Origin of the sequence: Stenotrophomonas sp. GD03794 (genome assembly GCF_029842145.1) — a bacterium.
GTDB lineage: Bacteria > Pseudomonadota > Gammaproteobacteria > Xanthomonadales > Xanthomonadaceae > Stenotrophomonas > Stenotrophomonas riyadhensis.
In genome coordinates this window covers 158,850-176,080 of the sequence record NZ_JAOCFV010000005.1, presented here as the reverse complement: position 1 = coordinate 176,080, position 17,231 = coordinate 158,850, and the positions used below count along the sequence as shown (strand labels likewise).

General features: G+C 62.4%; 22 protein-coding genes. 7 read left to right on the top strand and 15 right to left on the bottom strand.

From position 1 onward, the window contains the following. Positions 1–263 precede the first annotated feature (263 nt). On the top strand, positions 264–587 hold the full coding sequence (locus N5D91_RS05055; protein ID WP_180854375.1) for a DUF3653 domain-containing protein: 324 nt from the start codon (positions 264–266) through the stop codon (positions 585–587). Between the two features lie 486 nt (positions 588–1,073). Here N5D91_RS05055 and N5D91_RS05050 read toward each other — a convergent pair whose 3' ends face one another. From N5D91_RS05050 to N5D91_RS05000, 11 genes are all read right to left on the bottom strand, one after another. Next, the gene (locus N5D91_RS05050) at positions 1,074–2,369 is read right to left on the bottom strand and encodes a zonular occludens toxin domain-containing protein (RefSeq protein ID WP_180854376.1); all 1,296 of its coding nucleotides are present in this window, start codon (positions 2,367–2,369) and stop codon (positions 1,074–1,076) included. Positions 2,370–2,373: 4 nt separating this feature from the next. Continuing rightward, positions 2,374–2,772: a hypothetical protein gene (locus tag N5D91_RS05045; RefSeq protein ID WP_180854377.1), complete on the bottom strand. Its 399-nt coding sequence runs from the start codon at positions 2,770–2,772 to the stop codon at positions 2,374–2,376. Continuing rightward, positions 2,769–3,731, bottom strand: a complete 963-nt coding sequence (locus N5D91_RS05040) for a hypothetical protein (protein WP_180854378.1) — start codon at positions 3,729–3,731, stop codon at positions 2,769–2,771. Before N5D91_RS05040 ends, N5D91_RS05045 begins: the two co-directional genes overlap by 4 nt. Positions 3,732–3,834: 103 nt before the next feature. Then, on the bottom strand, positions 3,835–4,047 hold the full coding sequence (locus N5D91_RS05035) for a hypothetical protein (RefSeq protein ID WP_219635014.1): 213 nt from the start codon (positions 4,045–4,047) through the stop codon (positions 3,835–3,837). Positions 4,048–4,114: 67 nt separating this feature from the next. Continuing rightward, the gene (locus N5D91_RS05030) at positions 4,115–4,252 is read right to left on the bottom strand and encodes a hypothetical protein (protein ID WP_180854379.1); all 138 of its coding nucleotides are present in this window, start codon (positions 4,250–4,252) and stop codon (positions 4,115–4,117) included. Between the two features lie 50 nt (positions 4,253–4,302). Next, the gene (locus N5D91_RS05025; protein ID WP_164088549.1) at positions 4,303–4,437 is read right to left on the bottom strand and encodes a capsid protein; all 135 of its coding nucleotides are present in this window, start codon (positions 4,435–4,437) and stop codon (positions 4,303–4,305) included. A gap of 47 nt (positions 4,438–4,484) precedes the next feature. Continuing rightward, positions 4,485–4,664: a hypothetical protein gene (locus N5D91_RS05020; protein WP_258011534.1), complete on the bottom strand. Its 180-nt coding sequence runs from the start codon at positions 4,662–4,664 to the stop codon at positions 4,485–4,487. Positions 4,665–4,745: 81 nt separating this feature from the next. Further along, entirely contained in the window at positions 4,746–5,048 is a 303-nt protein-coding gene (locus N5D91_RS05015; RefSeq protein WP_180854381.1) for a single-stranded DNA-binding protein, read from the bottom strand. A gap of 6 nt (positions 5,049–5,054) precedes the next feature. Beyond that, positions 5,055–6,143, bottom strand: coding sequence for a replication initiation factor domain-containing protein (locus tag N5D91_RS05010; RefSeq protein WP_180854382.1), 1,089 nt, complete (start codon positions 6,141–6,143; stop codon positions 5,055–5,057). After that, positions 6,143–6,754, bottom strand: a complete 612-nt coding sequence (locus N5D91_RS05005; RefSeq protein ID WP_258011535.1) for a hypothetical protein — start codon at positions 6,752–6,754, stop codon at positions 6,143–6,145. Before N5D91_RS05005 ends, N5D91_RS05010 begins: the two co-directional genes overlap by 1 nt. Positions 6,755–6,824: 70 nt before the next feature. Further along, the gene (locus N5D91_RS05000; protein ID WP_180854383.1) at positions 6,825–7,049 is read right to left on the bottom strand and encodes a hypothetical protein; all 225 of its coding nucleotides are present in this window, start codon (positions 7,047–7,049) and stop codon (positions 6,825–6,827) included. Positions 7,050–7,190: 141 nt separating this feature from the next. On the opposite strand from N5D91_RS05000, the gene N5D91_RS04995 reads away from it, so the two are divergent. After that, the gene (locus N5D91_RS04995) at positions 7,191–7,586 is read left to right on the top strand and encodes a DUF3693 domain-containing protein (protein WP_180854384.1); all 396 of its coding nucleotides are present in this window, start codon (positions 7,191–7,193) and stop codon (positions 7,584–7,586) included. A gap of 133 nt (positions 7,587–7,719) precedes the next feature. Here N5D91_RS04995 and N5D91_RS04990 read toward each other — a convergent pair whose 3' ends face one another. From N5D91_RS04990 to N5D91_RS04980, 3 genes are all read right to left on the bottom strand, one after another. After that, on the bottom strand, positions 7,720–8,235 hold the full coding sequence (locus N5D91_RS04990; RefSeq protein ID WP_180854385.1) for a hypothetical protein: 516 nt from the start codon (positions 8,233–8,235) through the stop codon (positions 7,720–7,722). A gap of 156 nt (positions 8,236–8,391) precedes the next feature. Then, the gene (locus tag N5D91_RS04985) at positions 8,392–9,564 is read right to left on the bottom strand and encodes a glycoside hydrolase family 2 (protein ID WP_279907110.1); all 1,173 of its coding nucleotides are present in this window, start codon (positions 9,562–9,564) and stop codon (positions 8,392–8,394) included. Positions 9,565–9,839: 275 nt separating this feature from the next. Further along, positions 9,840–10,817 (bottom strand): alpha/beta fold hydrolase, encoded by a 978-nt coding sequence (locus N5D91_RS04980; protein WP_153855337.1) that lies wholly within the window; start codon positions 10,815–10,817, stop codon positions 9,840–9,842. Between the two features lie 108 nt (positions 10,818–10,925). On the opposite strand from N5D91_RS04980, the gene N5D91_RS04975 reads away from it, so the two are divergent. The 3 genes from N5D91_RS04975 to N5D91_RS04965 all read left to right on the top strand — a co-directional run bounded on the left by N5D91_RS04975 (position 10,926) and on the right by N5D91_RS04965 (position 14,309). Then, positions 10,926–11,945, top strand: a complete 1,020-nt coding sequence (locus N5D91_RS04975; protein ID WP_153855336.1) for an AraC family transcriptional regulator — start codon at positions 10,926–10,928, stop codon at positions 11,943–11,945. 60 nt (positions 11,946–12,005) lie between these two features. Continuing rightward, positions 12,006–12,998: a GlxA family transcriptional regulator gene (locus N5D91_RS04970; RefSeq protein WP_180854386.1), complete on the top strand. Its 993-nt coding sequence runs from the start codon at positions 12,006–12,008 to the stop codon at positions 12,996–12,998. Positions 12,999–13,127: 129 nt separating this feature from the next. Further along, the gene (locus N5D91_RS04965) at positions 13,128–14,309 is read left to right on the top strand and encodes a M23 family metallopeptidase (RefSeq protein ID WP_180854387.1); all 1,182 of its coding nucleotides are present in this window, start codon (positions 13,128–13,130) and stop codon (positions 14,307–14,309) included. Positions 14,310–14,333: 24 nt separating this feature from the next. Here N5D91_RS04965 and N5D91_RS04960 read toward each other — a convergent pair whose 3' ends face one another. Further along, the gene (locus N5D91_RS04960; RefSeq protein ID WP_258011539.1) at positions 14,334–15,236 is read right to left on the bottom strand and encodes a LysR substrate-binding domain-containing protein; all 903 of its coding nucleotides are present in this window, start codon (positions 15,234–15,236) and stop codon (positions 14,334–14,336) included. A 151-nt stretch (positions 15,237–15,387) separates the two neighbouring features. Between N5D91_RS04960 and gtdA the strand changes: the two genes are divergently transcribed. Next, on the top strand, positions 15,388–16,440 hold the full coding sequence (gene gtdA / locus N5D91_RS04955; RefSeq protein WP_180854389.1) for a gentisate 1,2-dioxygenase: 1,053 nt from the start codon (positions 15,388–15,390) through the stop codon (positions 16,438–16,440). 50 nt (positions 16,441–16,490) lie between these two features. Next, a complete protein-coding gene (locus N5D91_RS04950) occupies positions 16,491–17,189 on the top strand; it encodes a fumarylacetoacetate hydrolase family protein (RefSeq protein WP_180854390.1) in 699 nt (232 codons plus the stop codon). The last annotated feature ends 42 nt before the right edge of the window (positions 17,190–17,231 follow it).

Sequence of the window (17,231 nt, the reverse complement as noted above, 5' to 3'; positions counted from 1 at the left end):
ATAGGAGTACAAATTCACTTGGCGCAGAGGTACAGCCTTAGTTGGCCCGTCAGTCCGACCCTGCAAGGGCGGCCGAGGGTAGAATTCACCGATCCATCAATCGGTTAGCGAAGATCTGGCCGTGTTCGTAACGATTCCCTGCCAACCCTCGGATTCGGCCGATCCATGATTTCGCATAATGTATATTATGTTCGCAAGGTTTGGGCCAGACTGGCACGAAGCTTGCCTCGACCCTTGGCCCTGCTGTGGCATGGAGCCTGATTGTGCGTGATCGCAACCTAACCGGCCCTTGGGCCGGTTTTTCGTTCAAGCGTGGCCGGCTGGTTACACCTGAAGGCCGCGAGTTGGAACCGCAGGACCTTGCGTGGCTGTCCCTGCTGGCCGCACAAGCGCAGGAATGGCGCCGCATGATGGAGATTGCCCGAGGCGGTCAGAAACGGCCATTCGGGCGTGCAGGCATCGTTGACCTGGCTGAGGTTGCCCATCGCCGCGCAAAGCGGTCTTCCACGGTGATGGCTGGTCCTGACGCCGATCCTGTTGCCGGTGTCCTGCCGGTGCCGGGGCCGAAACCTCGCCAGCGCGTGTGAGGCGTTTCCCGTAGGGGCGCTGCCCCTACACCCCGATTCATTGCTCGCGGCAGCGCAGCCATTCGCCCTTCGCATTTCGCAACTGTTCCCAGCCGTTGTTTAGGCGGCGCATTGCAGTGCCCCCCATGCAGGCAGCGCCCAGCTGCTTTGCCTCAGCGCTCCCATAGGCTGGCATGCGCACAATCTTGCTCGATGGCGTTGGTATGCCTTGGCGATGCGCCTCGCTCTGGATCAAGGATCGTTCAATGTCAGCGCAATAGAGCCGAATGCGCGGATCCACGTGCTGCTGGCATTTCAGCGGCTCAGCACCAAGGTTGCTCGCCTTCGGTGTTGGCGGCGTGTACCTGGGCGCTGGCTGCGGGCCGGTGGCCGAGCGCAGTTGTTGCGCATGCGTAGGTGCCGAAAGCAGCAGTAGAGCCAGAACTAGGCCTGATCGAATGTCCATTTCGCCCCCGAGTTTGGGGGCATGGTATCCCATCGCGAAAATCAGAAGCTCGCCGGATACGGCGGCGTCTCTGGGAACGTGCCCATGGGGCGCTTCCCAACTGCAATCAGAGTGCTCCCGTTGGCCGCGGCGGCGGTCGGCTGTGTCTCGCTCGCGCTCGTCACAGGCGCCCCCGCCGCAGCCCTGATGCGCTCGGTGGTCGAATCGGATTGTTCGCCGAACGGATCAACGGGCCAGGTGGTCGCGATGATCTCATGGCCTTTTGCTGACAGCAGCACACCGAACTCCGTCCGCTTGACGGACCAGCCCAACGCCCACAGCTGCTCGGTAGTGAACCGGTCCAGCACCTGGCCACCGCCCGATGCCCGGAACTCGACAATATCGCGGTGCCCATACCAGCCGGCGTGCCGTGCCCTGGCTTGGGCAGCCATATCCAGGATGTATTGCACGCCGGCTGGTAGGACCTCTTTCTGCTTAGGCGCATCCGCCACCTTCGTCACCACCGTTGCCGGCTGCGCTCCAGGTGCATGACCCATCGCCGGAACGGCCGCCTTCTGCGAAGCCACAGCCTCTTTCACCTTGCCAGCCGTCCCCGTTGAATCCCCACCAGAGAAGAAGAACCGGCCGAGCACATAGATGCCGACGATCAGGGCCAGGCCCATGAGAATCGAAGGCCCACGCAGAGTGCGCCACAGCGTGCGGGTGTTGCCCTTATAGACCTCATTACTTTCGATGCCAGGCTGCACGCCGTGGTACAGATCCCAGATTGCCGGATCGTATTTCCGAGTTTCGGTGCCGACCGTTTCATACTTGCCGGTGCCCGTGGCGGCGTAGAACCTGACCGAGTAGCGCTGATCCGACCCGAGGGCATCCAGTTTCGTGTACGTGTTCTTCTTCGCCATGCGGCGAATGATCAGCCGATGCAAGTCCTTGCAGTCCTGAGAAATGATGACCATGTCCAGGCTGATATGGCCGTGCTTGGCGAAGAAGTTGGCCGCGCGCTCCGGCAGATTCGCCCGGTTGGTCGGCCAGTACTCGTGCGCCTCATCGATAACGATCAGGGCGTGCTTTTCGACATGCGGGAACGTGACCCCGCCGTCGTTGTCAGTGTCGCAAACGCACCATTCAACGACTTCCTTGTCACCCATCACATGCACCAGGCTGCGCACCTCTTCTTCCGGCATTTCCAGGTGAGCAGCGATCTTGTCGAGCTTGTCCCCTACCCCATTCAATCGCACGTACACATGCCGCTTTGCACGTAGCGCCGGCAGGATGTGGTGCAGCACTGCTTCGTAGCTCTTGCCGCTCCGCGGCAGTCCTTCGTGACCGAAGATCATTTCGTTACGTCCACTGGAATAGGGTCAGGAACACGCGCACGAGGCGGAAGACCAGCGCCGCGGTGAGCAGCGCGATGGCTTCACCAACACGTAGCTGGGCCACGATGAAGGCCGTCCACGGGCCAGCCGCAGTAAGCATCGCGCAGAAGCTCATTTGAGACAGGAAGTCCGGTGCCGGGATCAGGTAGACCAACGCCTTGACGTAGGACAGCACTAGCTCGATGAAGTCCGTCTGCAGGTCCGTCATGAAGTCGATGAAATCGGCCCACAACGACGTGATCTGTTCCTTGGCCCAGGCTGTAATGGCGGTCACCGGGCCCACGCCATCGGCGTAAGCCCAGGATGCGGACAGCACCAGCACTGCCAACGCAGCGGCGAGCACCACCAGGTGTTTGCGCTTCATAGCAATGCCCACCTCAGGGCGACAACACCCATGCCCGCGAGGAAAACGAACCCCGCGTACTGGAACAGCTGCAACAGTGGCCCACTGCACAGGCTGGCCAGGTCGAACTTGCCGGCATACTGGCCACCGTCCCAGGACGCTGTCGGGCACGAGCCGCCGCCCGTGCAGGTGCCAAAGAAGCCCTTCACCTTGGACAGGATCGGCGCACCCTCAATGCCGGCCTTGAAATCGGCGAGCACCTTGGCGACGGTCTTGCCTGACTTCTTGTACAGGCGCCCGGTCGTCGGCCCTGCCCCTCCGCCTTCACCGCCCTCTCCCGTGCCAGGCCCCGGACCTGGCCCGGTTCCACCACCTGGATCGGTACCGCCGCCATCGCCATCACCAGGCCCTGTGCCGCCCCCGCCATCACCGCCGCCGGTGCCGCCGCCGTCACCGCCTCCCGGATCTGTACCACCACCATCGCCACCACCATCACCAGGACCAGTGCCGCCGCCATCGCCGCCCCCTTCGCCGGGATCGGGATTGGTTGGCTCCGGGTGGTCGTTCGTGCTGCACGCCTCACCGGTAGGCGTAAATAGACGCCCCGTTGGGGACTGCGCATAGAGCGAACCCTCATACGTGCAGCCGCTACTGCAAACACTGCCTAGGCCGTTGTCGCCACCACCCTTCCAGCCAAGTTCCTCCGGTCGGGCGCTGCACGCCTTCATCCAAGGAAAGTCGGGGCCGTACTGAATAAGGCCGGATACGCCACCGCTACTATTCCGAAGGCGGTAGTAGGCGCGATAGATGCCACCAAGCTGCCCTCCGCCAGAGACACTCTCGGGCAAACACTGGCGATCAGTGATCCTCTCCCCGGATGCTTTGGCTACCTCCTTGAGGCACTTCGCATACGCCTCGCCCTGGTCGTCCGCAAACGCCACGAAAGGCATCAGCCCGAAGGCAAGAAGTACAGCGAGCACTGCACATCGGGCGAGCGTCACTGACTTGCCTCATTGAATGCCAGTGCGACCGCATGACCAGCAAGGCCGCCAATGAACGCAAAGACCATGCACACAAGCATCCTCACTCCTCCCTTTCCGGTGCGCCGCAGAAGACGCACTCACCGCCGTCATAGTCATGGCCGGCATCTCCGCACACGACCTCATCAACCTCGCCGGCCTCATCGTCGGCATGCTCATCGGCGTCCAGGTCCTCGCGATCCTCGAAGAACCCTGCGATCTTCTCGACGCACCACCGGCCAAACAGCGGAAGTGCCAGGACGGTGCCGGCGCCCACGATTGCAGCCACTACCTGTGCGACTGAAAGTCCGAGAAAAACGCCGCTAAAATCCATCGCAGTCCCCCTAGTAGTCGATGACCGCCCGGCATTCAAGGCACCACAAGCTGCCATCGTCCAACTCGATCACGTCATCACCGCCGCACTCCGGGCACCAATCGTCCTGGCTCTCTTCGGTACTGACGTCATCGGGCTGTGTCTTCATAGGAATCGGGGCCGGTTGCCCAGCCCCTCCCCGTTGCGCCTCTCCCGCACTCAGCGGAAGAAGGTTGCAACCTTGTTGGTTGCCCAGCGAGCAAAGCCAGGTGCGGCCTTGATGGCGCCGGCGCCGATGATGGCGGTAACCGCGCTGGTAGCCGCGAGGCCGGTCAGAATGCTGTCGAAATCCATTGCACTACTCCTTCTGTGATGCGCGTTGTGCGCGTTGGGTGGGGTGGTCAATCCCGCTCTGTACTGACCGACTTCACGACGGCGCCCACCACGTAGCCCAGCACGTTGAGTGCAAGGACCAGGGTGAACACCCCCGAGAACCAGCCAGCGGCCACTTCCGGTTCTGGCCACTGGAAAAGCTCTATGAGAATCGAGGCCTGTGCGTGCTCCGCCCCTGACACAAGCACGTAACCACCACACTGCGATGCAGAATCCCCGGTGGGTACGAGCGTCCCCTCAGGGGTCAGAGTCACGCACACGGCCATGGCTTAGCCCTGCGCCGCCACGCGCGGTGCAGCCTTCTGCGGCTGGCGCAGCACGGTGAACTTGCTCAGGGTTGCCACGCCCTTGTTGACCTGGATCATGGATTCCACGTCCAGCTCGTATTCGCCCTCGGGGTAACCAGGCTGGCCCTTGTCCAAGCGCACGGCGAACGGATAGGCGAACCCTCCCGTCTCCAGCTTCCCCTTCTGCTTGCGGGTGGTGTACTCGACGTTTTCGCCGGCGTCGTTCTTGAAGCTGCCGCCGCGTTCGTCAATTTCGTTCTTCAGGACGGTGACCTTGATGCTCATGTGCTGTTACCCCTCTTGGGTTCGTTGTACGGCCGCGATTTCGGGCCAATGCGCTGCTGTTTCGCCTGTGACCCACCTCGGCAGCTTTGGCGAGGTGCAGGATTCGATGACTGCCCGCAGCGACTGATCGTCCGGGCAGTTCTTGGAGATGAAGTTCAGGACCGCGCCGTACTGGCGGCGGATATGCCGGCGAGCGCTTTTCCAGGTCGCTTCAACTGCGGCCTTGGTAATGTCGATGCGTGTGGCGACGCAATGGAGGAAGTGCAGCACCGGATAGGCGCCAAGCAGGTAAGACGCAGGGTCGCGCAGAATGTCCAGGGGAAGCTCCTTGCGGTTGGACGCACGGAACTGGGCCTCATAGCGCACCCACGGTGAATTCTTGTCGCCCTGCTCCCTCCCTTTCTCATAGACGCGCAGCTGCTTTTCAGACTTCTTGCCGCCGACATAGAAGGTCTTGCCATCACCACTGTCGTGATCGTCAATCGTCTGTGCCTTCGGGCGCTGGCCGCGGTTGTCGAACTCGCCCTGGCTGTACCAGGTCTGTGCCAAGCCAAGCGGATAATTTCCGACCAGGTCGTCGGCGCACACGTCCACACGGGTGATTCTTCCGGCGCAGCTTTCGAGCTTCGCTCGAAGCTCCAGCCACCGCTTCGCATGGCCGCAGCGCGCTGCGCCAATGGCCTTGCATCCATCGCCCGTGAGTTCGATGCGCACGGTGTAAGTGCCGTCCGCGCGGCGGCAATGCTCCCCGCCCAGCTCGATCATGCCGACGAATTCTTTGGCGGCATTGATGATCTTGATTCGCCACTGGTAGAAGCGGCCAGGGCTCGCCGCCTCATCCAGCTCCAGGCCAAGCCCGGCGAAGAACCAGCAGAACACCTGGAGCGCCACCACGCGTGCGTTATCGCCGGTCAGGTCGATCCACTGCCGAATGTCCTCATACGAGTCGCCATCGAGGAAGCCGACCTGTCGAAGGGTTTCCAGCATGTCGATGGAAGCGGAAAACCAGTCAATGCCGACCGTCAGGGTTCCATCGGCGTTCCTGAATTCACTGACTCCCCTGTTAGACGAGGGGAGTCCCAACTCGCCGGCCATCACGCAGCCCTCCTCTGCTCAACCCTCGAGCAAAGCCGGGCCAGATCAACCAGCCAGGCTGCCAATGCAGCCGGCGTGTGCTCGCGCTCGGCCTTGGTCACCTCAGGGCGCCATTCGGCATCACCCTTGCGAATGCGCGTGCCGTCCTTACGCGTGCGCCCCTGCGCAATGACATGGGTGGAACGGCCCAAGCGCAGCGGCATGGCCGGCAGTTCGCCAGGCTCGATGCCGACGATGTAGATCCAGGTCGGCTTATCGGCGCGATGCCCCCATGCGCTCTGAAGAATCGGCAGCGTCCACCCGCCAAATGCATCGCGCTGGCCAGGTGCCGGCAGGCCTGCTGCTGCCCACAATGTTGAGCCGGCAGGATGCTCCAACGCCCCGCCCCACTTCCGCACCTGGGCGACGGCGAACATGGCCAGGTCGCGCTCGCCGGGTGCCGGGGTGACGAAGGCACGAAGGCGGCCCCATGACCGGCAAGGGGGATGGGCTACCACCGGCATGCCGCCAGCGAAGCTCAGGGCGTTGCGGTCAAAATCGAACGCATCAACGCCAGACATTGCCTTGTAGGTCGAATCACGGCGAACGAAAAGGGCGGCTACCTGGCTCATTTGAATGGCCCCCTGCGGCACCAGCTGATCCATGCAATGAAGGCAACGACAAGAATCGGAAGGAGGAAGATCACAGCGCCTCCCGCTGCTCGGCGAATCGAGCGGCGGCCAGCAGATCGCCGCGCTTGGTGGCGGCAATCTCAGCCTTTGCGAGTTCGATGACCTGGGCTTCGCGGGATTGCTGGACGGCGGTGTGGTCACGCCGGTCGAGCAGCCACGAAACGATGCGAGCGGCACCAATGGAGATGGCCGCAATGGCCCCCAGTAGTGCAAAGGATGAGATGGCGTCGAACATCCGTAATCCCCTACCCCAAGCCCCAAGAGAACCCGCCAGCGGCCTTGGGGTGCCGGTGGCGGGTGTTGAGTGATCACTCAACGTGGCGCATGTAAACTGATCGGGAAACACGTGTCAACTGATCGATCAACTGGAGCCGCCATGACCGCCGTCAACGAACTACTTGACAACGTGAAAATTCGCTTGAATCTCGCGTCAGACATGGCTTTGGCCGAGAGGCTGACGGTCACCCGTTCTCTTGTGTCCAGGTGGCGGAAAGGCGACACGCCTCTGGCAGATGAACGAATTGCGCAAATCTGCGCACTGGCAAAGCTGGATGGCCCCACTTGGATTGCGATGATCCACGCCGAGCGGGCGACCTCTGCAACGGAACGTGCCCTATGGCGACTGATGCTGGACCGAATGAGCGCGGCGGCTGCGGTCGTCGCGCTGGTAGCGCTGTCGATGCCGGGTCTCGCAAACGCAAAAACCGCCCAAATTCAGGCGGTTAGCGAGGGTCTACTGACCCATTCTGTATATTATGTTCAAGTGAACTGAACCCCCGACTCTCAAGCACCCTCTGGTACGCGACCGTGCTACCAAAACTGCGCCTGGAGTTCTTTGGCCCCCTTGAACCCTCGATCCACGCGGACACTCGCCCGATTCTCAAGCGTGAGCACCCGCAGGTACCTCAGCGCGGCAGGACATTCAGCACACGGCAATTCCTGCAGCGACCCTGCTCGATAAGATGCGAACTCACGAATGCTCTGCACGACCTGCATTGCACCGGCAGATGGGCATGTATCTTCCGTATTAGTGCGTCGTTGTAGGTCGATCCGGTGGGATCCTTGTTGATGATGCCGATCTCAACAAGGGTCATTCCATGGACTTTCAACTTCCCGTCAAACTCCTCCTGGGTATGGCTGGTGAGCACGAGGTTATGGATGCCGCGGGTCACCTGTTTCCGGACGGGCTTCGGAACGGCGCAGCCGTATGCCTTGTTTACAGCACTGACCAACACCGCCCCGGTCAGTTCACCCAAGGTTTTCGGTGGTGGTGTTGTGGGTTGTTGCCCGATAAGCCTCCCGACACCATCATTCATCTCCTGATCGAGCGCGCCGCGAACCACCTGGCTGAAGAAGCTCGGTGCGGCATGCTTGAACACTGGTTGCCTCAACAACTGAATGCCGGAATTGATCCAGTTCATGGGTGTCCTACCATACACAGCAATGGTCGCCGACAGAGTGAGGCCCGCGTTGGGGCCATGACGCGACATTCTGTATCAACGACGCATCATCGCGCTGACCACATACAGCCCTGCCTCCCACCCTAGGAAGTCTAGCGCCCATGGATATGCCTCATCTCAACAAGGGCTAGCGCCGCTCACTGGCGCCGCAGTCGTTGCACTCCGTACGATCAACACCGCCAGCAATGGGATGGCGATTCCATACACGTACTGGGTCAGTGTCACGCCAATCCCGAACGGGAACCAGATCGTTGGAACCCCCAGCGAACCGAGTTCGCTCGTGTACTGCGATACGGTGATCATCAGCATCACGATCAACGCCATGCCTCGCGTTGGCCCATTGCGGGCAATCCGCGCGGCAACAAGCACGAGCAGCGCGAGTGTGCCGAGGCGGAAGACTTGAGTGCCCCAGGCAGCCCCCATGACGCCTCCCGCGGCCCCCAGCGCCGCCAGAACAAAGGCGCTACCGTCGATCATCCGCGAAGGTGGAAGTACCCAGCGATTCCACGCCAGTGCCCATGCCGCCAGGCTGAGCGGCATCCACAGCACATTGTTCAGCCATGCATAGGCAGAAAGACTGAGCAGATCCGTCCAGGAGACGATCGCGTTATCGAGCCGCCTCACGGCAGAGAGCAGAAGCGCGACGCAAACGAAGGCGATGAACGACCGCTGGCTGCTGAGCGGTCTTAGAAACAGTGCCAGCACGATCACCATGGCCATCGCAAGCGGCTCAACGACTTCAACACTGTAGCCCGCGACGGTACGCCACCATTGCACGCGATACAGCTCACGGCTTTCTGGCTGCGGGGCAAGTGTCGGCGCCACGTGGATGCCGCCGCTCGCAGGGCCGGCAGCGCTGCCGGGCTGCATGAATGCTCGTATGGCGATCACGCCCTGCGTGCCTGCGGCATCGGCGGGCAGCGAAAAGATCATCGGCCGCGTACCCACGACACGGGGCGACTCCCCTAGCCTGCCTGAGCCCCCCAGGCGCTTGCCGTTCCAGTACAACTCATAGCCATCCTCTACGGCGGTAGGCCCCAGGATGTCCCACGCGCGGTCGCCCTCTGGAATCGCAAGCGTGCGCCGGTACCAGGCATATCCTTGATACCCGGAATGACCGTGTGCCATCCATCCGCCGACATGGTTGGGCAGCCCCACATCGCCGTCGATGCTGCTGGCCGGTGCGCTCAGGTCGAGCGTTTCCCAGGACGAATCATCCAACGCAATACCCGCCCAGCGCGGATCGTCACCGACCTGGAATTTCCACGCTCCATCGATCAGAGGCGCCACTGCGCGGAGCCTGGATGGATCAGGCCGACCACCGATGGCAAGGACGGCGGCAGTACACACCCAGGCCAGCAGGGTCAGTACTACGATCCTCACCACGAGCGCGTGGTGCCCCGATGAGGCAAGAGAGGGAGATCTGGTCGCCGCAGTCATCACGGGTTCTCTGTAATGGAGTCGCCAAGGATTCCTGCTGCCATGCACGGATGTCATCCTCCGTACAACCCGTACTTACTGCAACCCTCCCCTGCCCCGTCCAATCCCAGCTCCTTGCCAATGGGTCATCCAATCCCGCCCACAGACGCCACCCGCATGACGAAGTTTGCGATCGTCTCCTCCATCTGCTGCAGACCTGGATCCTCCAGCGGGTAGTGCCCGGCATTCTTGAGCAATACAGTCTCGACCTCAACCTGGCGGATGCGCGAGAGGAAGGGCGTACTAAGATGCAACGGTGTCCAGTGATCATCTGCCGGCTGGGTCAGGAGCACCGGGCAGCGGTCGAACTGCTCGGGTTCGAGTGCAGGCCGATAGTTCCCATAGCTGTCCAGGAACCGAATCGACATCCGGTTTCCAGCAGATGTCCGGTCGCGCAGAAAGATCTCCATTGCGACCTTGTCGTTGGCAAGCGCACTCATTTTCGACGCCAGCGTCATTGGATATCTGAATGCAGCAATTGGAGACTTCGCCAACAGGCCCATCAATGGAATTCCAAGCCGTGAGGTCAGCAGGTCGTGGGCCGTCTCGTCGCGCACCTGCTGTGATCGCTGGTCAAGGAAGGTCATGCCCACAATCCCAGCCACTGTCCCCTTTGGCGCCTTTGCAGCAGCGTGATAGGTCAGCATCCCGCCAGCACTAAGGCCATACAGCACGATGGGGCGCACGTCCCGCGCCCGCTCAAACGCAATGAAGTCGACAACGAGATCGACCCACTCGTCGTAGGAGAAGGGGGCACCGCGCGCTACCTTGGTGAGCCCGTAACCAAGATTGTCCAGTGCCACTACTTCCAGACCTCTACGTGCCAAAGGCGCGCCCAGGATCATCGACATCTGGCGACCATTGGTGCCTACGCCGTGAAGGAGGATGACCTTCGCCGGTGCTTCCGCATTAACGTACCTGTCCAGGTGGACCTCGTGTCCTCGATGACTCCAGTACACCTCCTTGGGGGCAGTTGCCTCGTCAAGACGAAGGCGCGCAGGTAGCCGCGTTTGCAGGTCCCTCCATTCCTGCTGATCACGGTAGTAGTCTGGCTTGGCGTTCATGTTCACCTCGATTCAAGGACAGAGGGCATGCTCCTCCAGGCGGCGGCGGCCAGGGATGCTTGTTCGGGACAGGCGCTATAGAATTTGTGCCAACCAACGGACTTGATCATGGATCCTTGGCACTACCCCCGCAGCCCTGCTTCGATCGAGCTCATGCTGCGTTTTGGCGAAAGCCGTGGGATAAAGACCCCGCAGCTGATGACGGGCACCCGCCTGGCGGCCGCCGACCTGAAGGACCCTGACGCGATCATTTCGGCGACCCAGGAACTGAAGGTCATCGAGAACCTGCTGAAAGCGTTGCCGAAAGCATCCCGCGCCGGGCTGGAGGTAGGCCTGACCTATCGGCTTTCGGCGTATGGATTGCTCGGCTATGGGCTGCTAAGCAGCGCAAGCGGCGAGGCTGCTCTTGCCCTCGCCCGGCGCCTCCTCCCGCTGACCTACACCTTTGCCTCCATCACGATCACATCGGATGGGCGCAACGTGCAGATGGCATTCGCCCCTGCCCCCGAATTGATCGGTGACACAGCGCGCTTTGTGGTGGAACGTGCCATGGGTGCCACCGCACGTGTACTACATGACGTGATCGGGCGGGACTTCCGATTGGAATGGTTCGAGCTCGCCGGGGCAGCCAGTGGCTCAGGCTCGGGTGTCTCTACCGTATTCAGTGCACCGGTACGCCATGGCGCCATCAAGGGTTCTCTGGGCTTTTCATCCGCCTTGTTGCAGCGTCCACTGCCACAGGCCAACCCGATCACGGCCAGAATGTGCGAACAGATGTGCAATGAGCTGCTGAGGAAGCGTAGCCCCAGGGTGGACACGGCGGCCTTCATCCGCGAACACCTTGCCGGACAATCATTCAGGCATCCGCCGTCGGTCGGCGAATATGCACGCATGCTCAACACCACCGAGCGCACCCTCAAACGCAGGCTGCAGAGCGAAGGAACAACGTTCCGCGAGATATCCAACGGTGCGCGTTTGGCCCGCGCAGACATCCTGATGCAGGACGGGCGCCTGTCCCTCGCGCAGATTGCCGCGGAACTGGGATTCAGTGAACCAACCACCTTTTCGCAGGCCTACAAGAAGTGGACCGGGGTGCCGCCAGGCAAAGCCCGCAAAAGCGGCATTTAACCGCAACATTCAATGTCGGATATGCTGATCGCACCCTTGCCACTGGCAGGACCACAATCCATGGCACAGGCCTTCACACGTACCATCTGCATGCTGATCTACGACGGCGCGCAGTCATTGGACATCAGCGGCCCTGTGGAAGTGTTCGCTCTGGCAAGTCGCCAGGCCGAGGAAGACCGCGCTGGCAGTGCACCGCTGTACTCCGTGAAGCTGATCGGCAGACACTCGAACTGGGTTGTGGCCTCCTCCGGCATACGCCTGCTCCCCGATATGACGTGCGAGGAGATGCCCGACAATACCGACACGCTGCTGGTGTGCGGTGGAATGGGTGACTCGCTCGATGTCATCAGGGCTGATCGGGCACTGGTCGAATGGCTGGGACGAGCCGCAACACGCGTGCGGCGGATCGCCTCGATCTGCAGCGGCGCTCTTCTGCTGGCCGAGGCGGGCGTCCTTGATGGCCGTGAGGCCACGACGCACTGGAGTGATGTTCGCGAGCTGCGCGAGCGCTATCCGAAGGTGCACGTGCAGCCAGATGCGATCTACACGCACGATGGCCATGTGTGGGCGTCGGCTGGGATCACCGCGGGGATGGACATGGCCCTGGCGATGGTCGCAGAAGATCGTGGCCAATCGCTGGCACTGAAGGTGGCCAAGCGGATGGTCATGACCAGCAAACGCTCCGGCGGCCAGAGCCAGTTCAGCCGCCAGTTGCAGTCTATGGATCTACCCGACCAGTTCCAGAAGCTGGAACAGTGGATGCGGGAGAACCTGCATCTTCGCCTGAGCGTGGACGAACTCGCGCAGCGTCTGCACATGAGCCCCCGGCAGTTCAATCGCAGATTCGTCGCGACCTTCCAGCTTACGCCACAGAAGTATGTGGAAATGCTGCGCGTCGAAGCAGCCAAGCCATTGCTTGAGGGCACGCGCAAGGACATGCAATGGGTTGCCAGTGAGTGCGGATACGGTTCGGTGGATGCGCTCCGGCGCGCCTTTCTCCGCCAGCTCAACGTGACGCCAAGCGAGTACCGGACACGGTTTGGCTCTGTCTAGAGCGTCCCGATCCGCAGGATTGATGTCCGCATCCGCCGGTGCGCCTCAGCTACGTTATCGTCTTCGCGTCACCTCATCGCGGCGCCCTTCGGCTCGTGCCGTGAGCGCCCGCCCGCCTAAGGATATGCCGTGACCCGCTACGCCCCACGTTGCCTCAGCCTCCTTGCGGGGATCTGCGCCGCCGTGCCGCTGCCTGCATCGTCGCTCGAGCGGCTTCCGCTTCCGGCCGGGTGCAAACCCGCCCAGCGTTCTGCGCAGGCACGCCCGATGGAGGCCATGGACGTACCCGTTTTTCCGCCTGTCCAGCTTGATGTCCGTACCCCCTTCGAGCCCAGTGCCTTCAGTGCGGGCGGCTATCGCTACCTTGTGTACGAACTGCAGCTGCAGAACTACTCGGAAGCATCATTGCGCGTAGAAGCAGTGGACGTATTGACGCCCGCACCGGATGGGGCCGAGCTTCTCCTCAGGATTTCAGGACAGGCCCTGCGCGACCAGATGAGACTGGTCGGTAGCGGTGCTGTTGATTCCGCGCAGACGCTGGAGACAGGACGTGCGGGGACGGTCTTCCTATGCGTTGCGTTCGACGGATCGTTCCCGGTGCCTGATCGCCTCCTGCATCGCGTCGTGCTGGACAGTGCAGTGGCGCAGGGCCCCGAGGTGGGCACGCAGCACGACACCGTGAAGGTGCTGTCCAGCCCCGTCCGTGGCAGCCACTGGCTGGCGGACAACGGGCTCGCACTTGACCTTCATCACCGTCCTGGCGTGTTTGTCGCCGGAGGGACAGCCCAGATTTCGCGCCGATACGCCATTGATTGGAAGCGCCGAGTCGACGGCAAGCTGCTGGCGGGAGACCCCCTGGATGTACGCAGCTACCATGCGTACGGGGAACCGGTATTTGCCGTTGCTGATGCCACCATCATCCAGGCCAGGGACGGGTTCCCGGACAACACCCCGCGGACACCGGCCGGGTTCACTCCGGCCGTGCCACTCAGCATGGAATCGTTGGCGGGCAACACCGTGGTTCTGGACCTGGGCGATGGCCAGTTCGCGCACTATGCCCATCTTCAACGTGGAAGCGTCGCGGTCAAGGCCGGGCAACGGGTCAAGCGTGGCGAGCTGCTGGCGAACATCGGAAATTCAGGCGATGCCAGATGGCCACATCTGCACTTCCAGGTGACAACCGGCCCCGGCGTCATGAGCAGCGAGGGTGTGCCGTTCGTGCTTGATCATTTTCGTGCCAAGGGCCCTTCAGGCCAATGGACCGTGAGGCGTCAGGAGTACCCCCTGCTCGACAGCGAGCTCGACCTCTGATCCAGACTGGGCGAGGGTCATGCCCTACCCGGCCTCGCGAATCCGTCGTGCCGACTGGCGCAGACTGTCGATCAACCCTGCGATGGCCGAATCGCTGCCCGTCGCTTCACGCCAGTACATGCCGAGTGCTCCTGCCGACCCCATCGACAAGGGCAGCCGGGCCATCTGCTTCAGGCGCACGAAGTGATCCGCTACATGTGCCGATGCGGCCAGCAACAGATCGCTGTCGCGCAGAAGCGAGATGTTGGCCAGCATGGAGGCCGACTCCACCGCATAGGGCGGCGGCGTCAGTCCGATCTCAGCCAGGCCGGTTTCCAGATTGGAACGGATCGGCGTTCCCACAGGCCACACGATCCACGGGTAGTCGAACGCCTGCTGCCAGGTGAGCGAACGCTTGTGTGTGAGTGGATGACCGGGCCGCGCGACCAGCACAATCGGCTCCACGTACAGCAGCTCATACTGCAGGCCAGGTGGCGGATTGCTGCCGCTCAGCCGTCCGACGGCCACATCCACCTGGACGCGTTCCAGCTGTGACAACAGTTCATCCATCGTCCCCTCGCGCAACCCGATCTGGATGTCCGGCTGCAGGCGCATGTAACGCGCGATCGCATCAGGGACCAGATCGAACGTGGCCGCAGGTGAGGTGGCAAGCATCACCCGGCGCAGGCCGCCGTGGCGTACCGCCTCCACATCCTCCTCCGCCCGCTGCATCGCGTTGAGAACGCGTCGCGCATAGAGCAGCACCAGACGGCCCGCCGGGGTCGGGCTGATGCCGCGTGCGTGCCGGTCGAACAATGCCGTCCCGATGTCCTCTTCCAGTTCGCGCAGCCATTTGGACAGGCCCGGCTGTGTGGTGTGCGCCGTCCGCGCGGCTTCGGACAGGCTGCCGGTCTGTTCCAGCAGCAACAGCCACTGCAGATGCCGCATATGCAGGCGGCGCGACCAGTCGAGAATCTCAGGCATATCCGTTCCTATATGGATGAATACTCAAAGATCATTTTCGCATTGTAGGTTAACCGCCTAGTCTCTGCTTCAAAGGCACCGCTCCGGGGTGCCGGCACGCACGGTGGAGTCGCTCATGCACGCAGTCCAGGCCCTCGACGCACGTTCCGCATTCAACCGCGATATCGACGCGGACCATCTGGTGCCGCTGTGGGAACAGCTGCATTCACTGGTGCCGCGCGCGCCGGCAGCCAAGGTGGAGGCAGCGCTGTGGCGCTATCGCGACCTGCGTCCGCATCTGATGCGCGCAGGCGGCCTGCTGACGGCCGCCGAAGCGATACGACGAGTGCTGGTCATGGAGAATCCCGCGATCCGTGGCCGCGCCTCGGTCACGCAGAGCCTGTATGCCGGCCTGCAGCTGATCCTTCCCGGCGAAGTCGCGCCCAGTCATCGCCACACGCAATCGGCGCTGCGCCTGGTGATCGAAGGCACCACGGCGCATACCGTTGTCGATGGCGAACGCATTGCGATGGCCCCGGGCGACTTCATCATCACCCCGTCCTGGACCTGGCATGACCACGGCAATCGCGAAGCGGCCGAAGGTGGAGAGCCTGTGGTCTGGCTGGATGGGCTGGACATTCCATTGCTGGGCTTCCTGGGTGCGCAGTTCGCCGAGGACCACGACAGCGATGAGCAGCCCCTGACGCAGCTGGAGGGCAGTTCACTGGCCCGCTACGGTTCGGCCCTGCTGCCGGTACGCCACCGCGTGGCAACGCCCGTATCGCCACTCTCGCACTATCCCTACGAACGCACCCGCGAAGCGCTTGAAACCCTGCTGCGCAATGGTGATCTGGATCCTTGGGATGGCATCAAGCTCCGCTATGCCAATCCTGCAACAGGTGGCTGGGCGATGCCCTCCATCGCGACCTGCATGCAACTGCTGCCGGCAGGCTTCCGTGGCCGCACCTGGCGCAGTACTGATGCCACCGTGTACTCGGTGGTGGAAGGCAGCGGTGAGGCGATCATCGGCGGGCAATGCTTCGCCTTCGAAGCCAAGGACACCTTCGTGGTCCCCTCATGGGCCGGGCTGTCACTGCATGCCAACGAGGATTCCACGCTGTTCAGTTTCTCCGACCGCCCCGTGCATGAGCTGCTGGGCGTTCTGCGCGAGTCGCGCGAAGCGGAATGAGGTCACGTCCTCCCGCGCGCCCTTCCCCGTCCGTTTCTGGAGTGGTTTCAATGACGTATCTCTTTGCCCCGGCACCGGTGGTCGGCATACCGGTGGTTGGCAGTGATCAGCAGTTCCCCGTACGCCGCGTGTACTGCGTCGGCCGCAACTACGCCGCACATGCGCGGGAAATGGGGTTCGATCCGGATCGCGAGCCGCCTTTCTTCTTCTGCAAGCCCGCCAACGCTGTCGTGCCGGTGGCCGCCGGAGAAGAGCTGCAACTCCCCTATCCCAGCGAAACCGGCAATTACCACTATGAAATCGAGCTGGTGGCTGCCATCGGCACCGGCGGCTCCAACATTCCGCTGGAGCAGGCGCTGTCGCATGTGTTCGGCTATGCAGTAGGCCTGGACATGACACGCCGCGACCTGCAGATGAAGATGCGCGAGATGGGGCGCCCGTGGGAAATCGGCAAGGCCTTCGACCAGTCCGCCCCGATCGGCCCACTGTGGCCTGCGGCACGAAGTGGATCGATCGACCAGGCCGGACTGTGGCTGCAGGTGAACGGTGAAGATCACCAGCGCAGCACGACCGCGGCGTTGATCTGGTCAGTGGCCGAGACCGTCGCATACCTGTCGCGCTTCTTCGAGCTACAGCCGGGTGACCTGATCTATACCGGCACTCCAGAGGGCGTGGGCCCGGTGGTCCGCGGCGACCTGATGGTGGGCGGCATCGACGGTCTTGGGGAGTTGAACGTGCGTGTAGTCTGAGCACGCGCACTGCGGCATTCACCAGCCCTCGGGAGGGCTGCA

Coding starts and splice junctions, on each gene's coding strand:
- N5D91_RS05025 (WP_164088549.1), bottom strand. CDS start 4,437: ATGGATTTCGACAGCATTCTGACCGGCCTCGCGGCTACCAGCGCGGTT.
- N5D91_RS05030 (WP_180854379.1), bottom strand. CDS start 4,252: ATGAAGACACAGCCCGATGACGTCAGTACCGAAGAGAGCCAGGACGAT.
- N5D91_RS05045 (WP_180854377.1), bottom strand. CDS start 2,772: ATGAAGCGCAAACACCTGGTGGTGCTCGCCGCTGCGTTGGCAGTGCTG.
- N5D91_RS04950 (WP_180854390.1), top strand. CDS start 16,491: ATGACGTATCTCTTTGCCCCGGCACCGGTGGTCGGCATACCGGTGGTT.
- N5D91_RS05005 (WP_258011535.1), bottom strand. CDS start 6,754: ATGAGCCAGGTAGCCGCCCTTTTCGTTCGCCGTGATTCGACCTACAAG.
- N5D91_RS04970 (WP_180854386.1), top strand. CDS start 12,006: ATGGCACAGGCCTTCACACGTACCATCTGCATGCTGATCTACGACGGC.
- N5D91_RS05000 (WP_180854383.1), bottom strand. CDS start 7,049: ATGTTCGACGCCATCTCATCCTTTGCACTACTGGGGGCCATTGCGGCC.
- N5D91_RS05010 (WP_180854382.1), bottom strand. CDS start 6,143: ATGGCCGGCGAGTTGGGACTCCCCTCGTCTAACAGGGGAGTCAGTGAA.
- N5D91_RS04980 (WP_153855337.1), bottom strand. CDS start 10,817: ATGAACGCCAAGCCAGACTACTACCGTGATCAGCAGGAATGGAGGGAC.
- N5D91_RS04960 (WP_258011539.1), bottom strand. CDS start 15,236: ATGCGGCATCTGCAGTGGCTGTTGCTGCTGGAACAGACCGGCAGCCTG.
- N5D91_RS04975 (WP_153855336.1), top strand. CDS start 10,926: ATGGATCCTTGGCACTACCCCCGCAGCCCTGCTTCGATCGAGCTCATG.
- N5D91_RS05050 (WP_180854376.1), bottom strand. CDS start 2,369: ATGATCTTCGGTCACGAAGGACTGCCGCGGAGCGGCAAGAGCTACGAA.
- N5D91_RS04990 (WP_180854385.1), bottom strand. CDS start 8,235: ATGAACTGGATCAATTCCGGCATTCAGTTGTTGAGGCAACCAGTGTTC.
- N5D91_RS05015 (WP_180854381.1), bottom strand. CDS start 5,048: ATGAGCATCAAGGTCACCGTCCTGAAGAACGAAATTGACGAACGCGGC.
- gtdA (WP_180854389.1), top strand. CDS start 15,388: ATGCACGCAGTCCAGGCCCTCGACGCACGTTCCGCATTCAACCGCGAT.
- N5D91_RS04995 (WP_180854384.1), top strand. CDS start 7,191: ATGACCGCCGTCAACGAACTACTTGACAACGTGAAAATTCGCTTGAAT.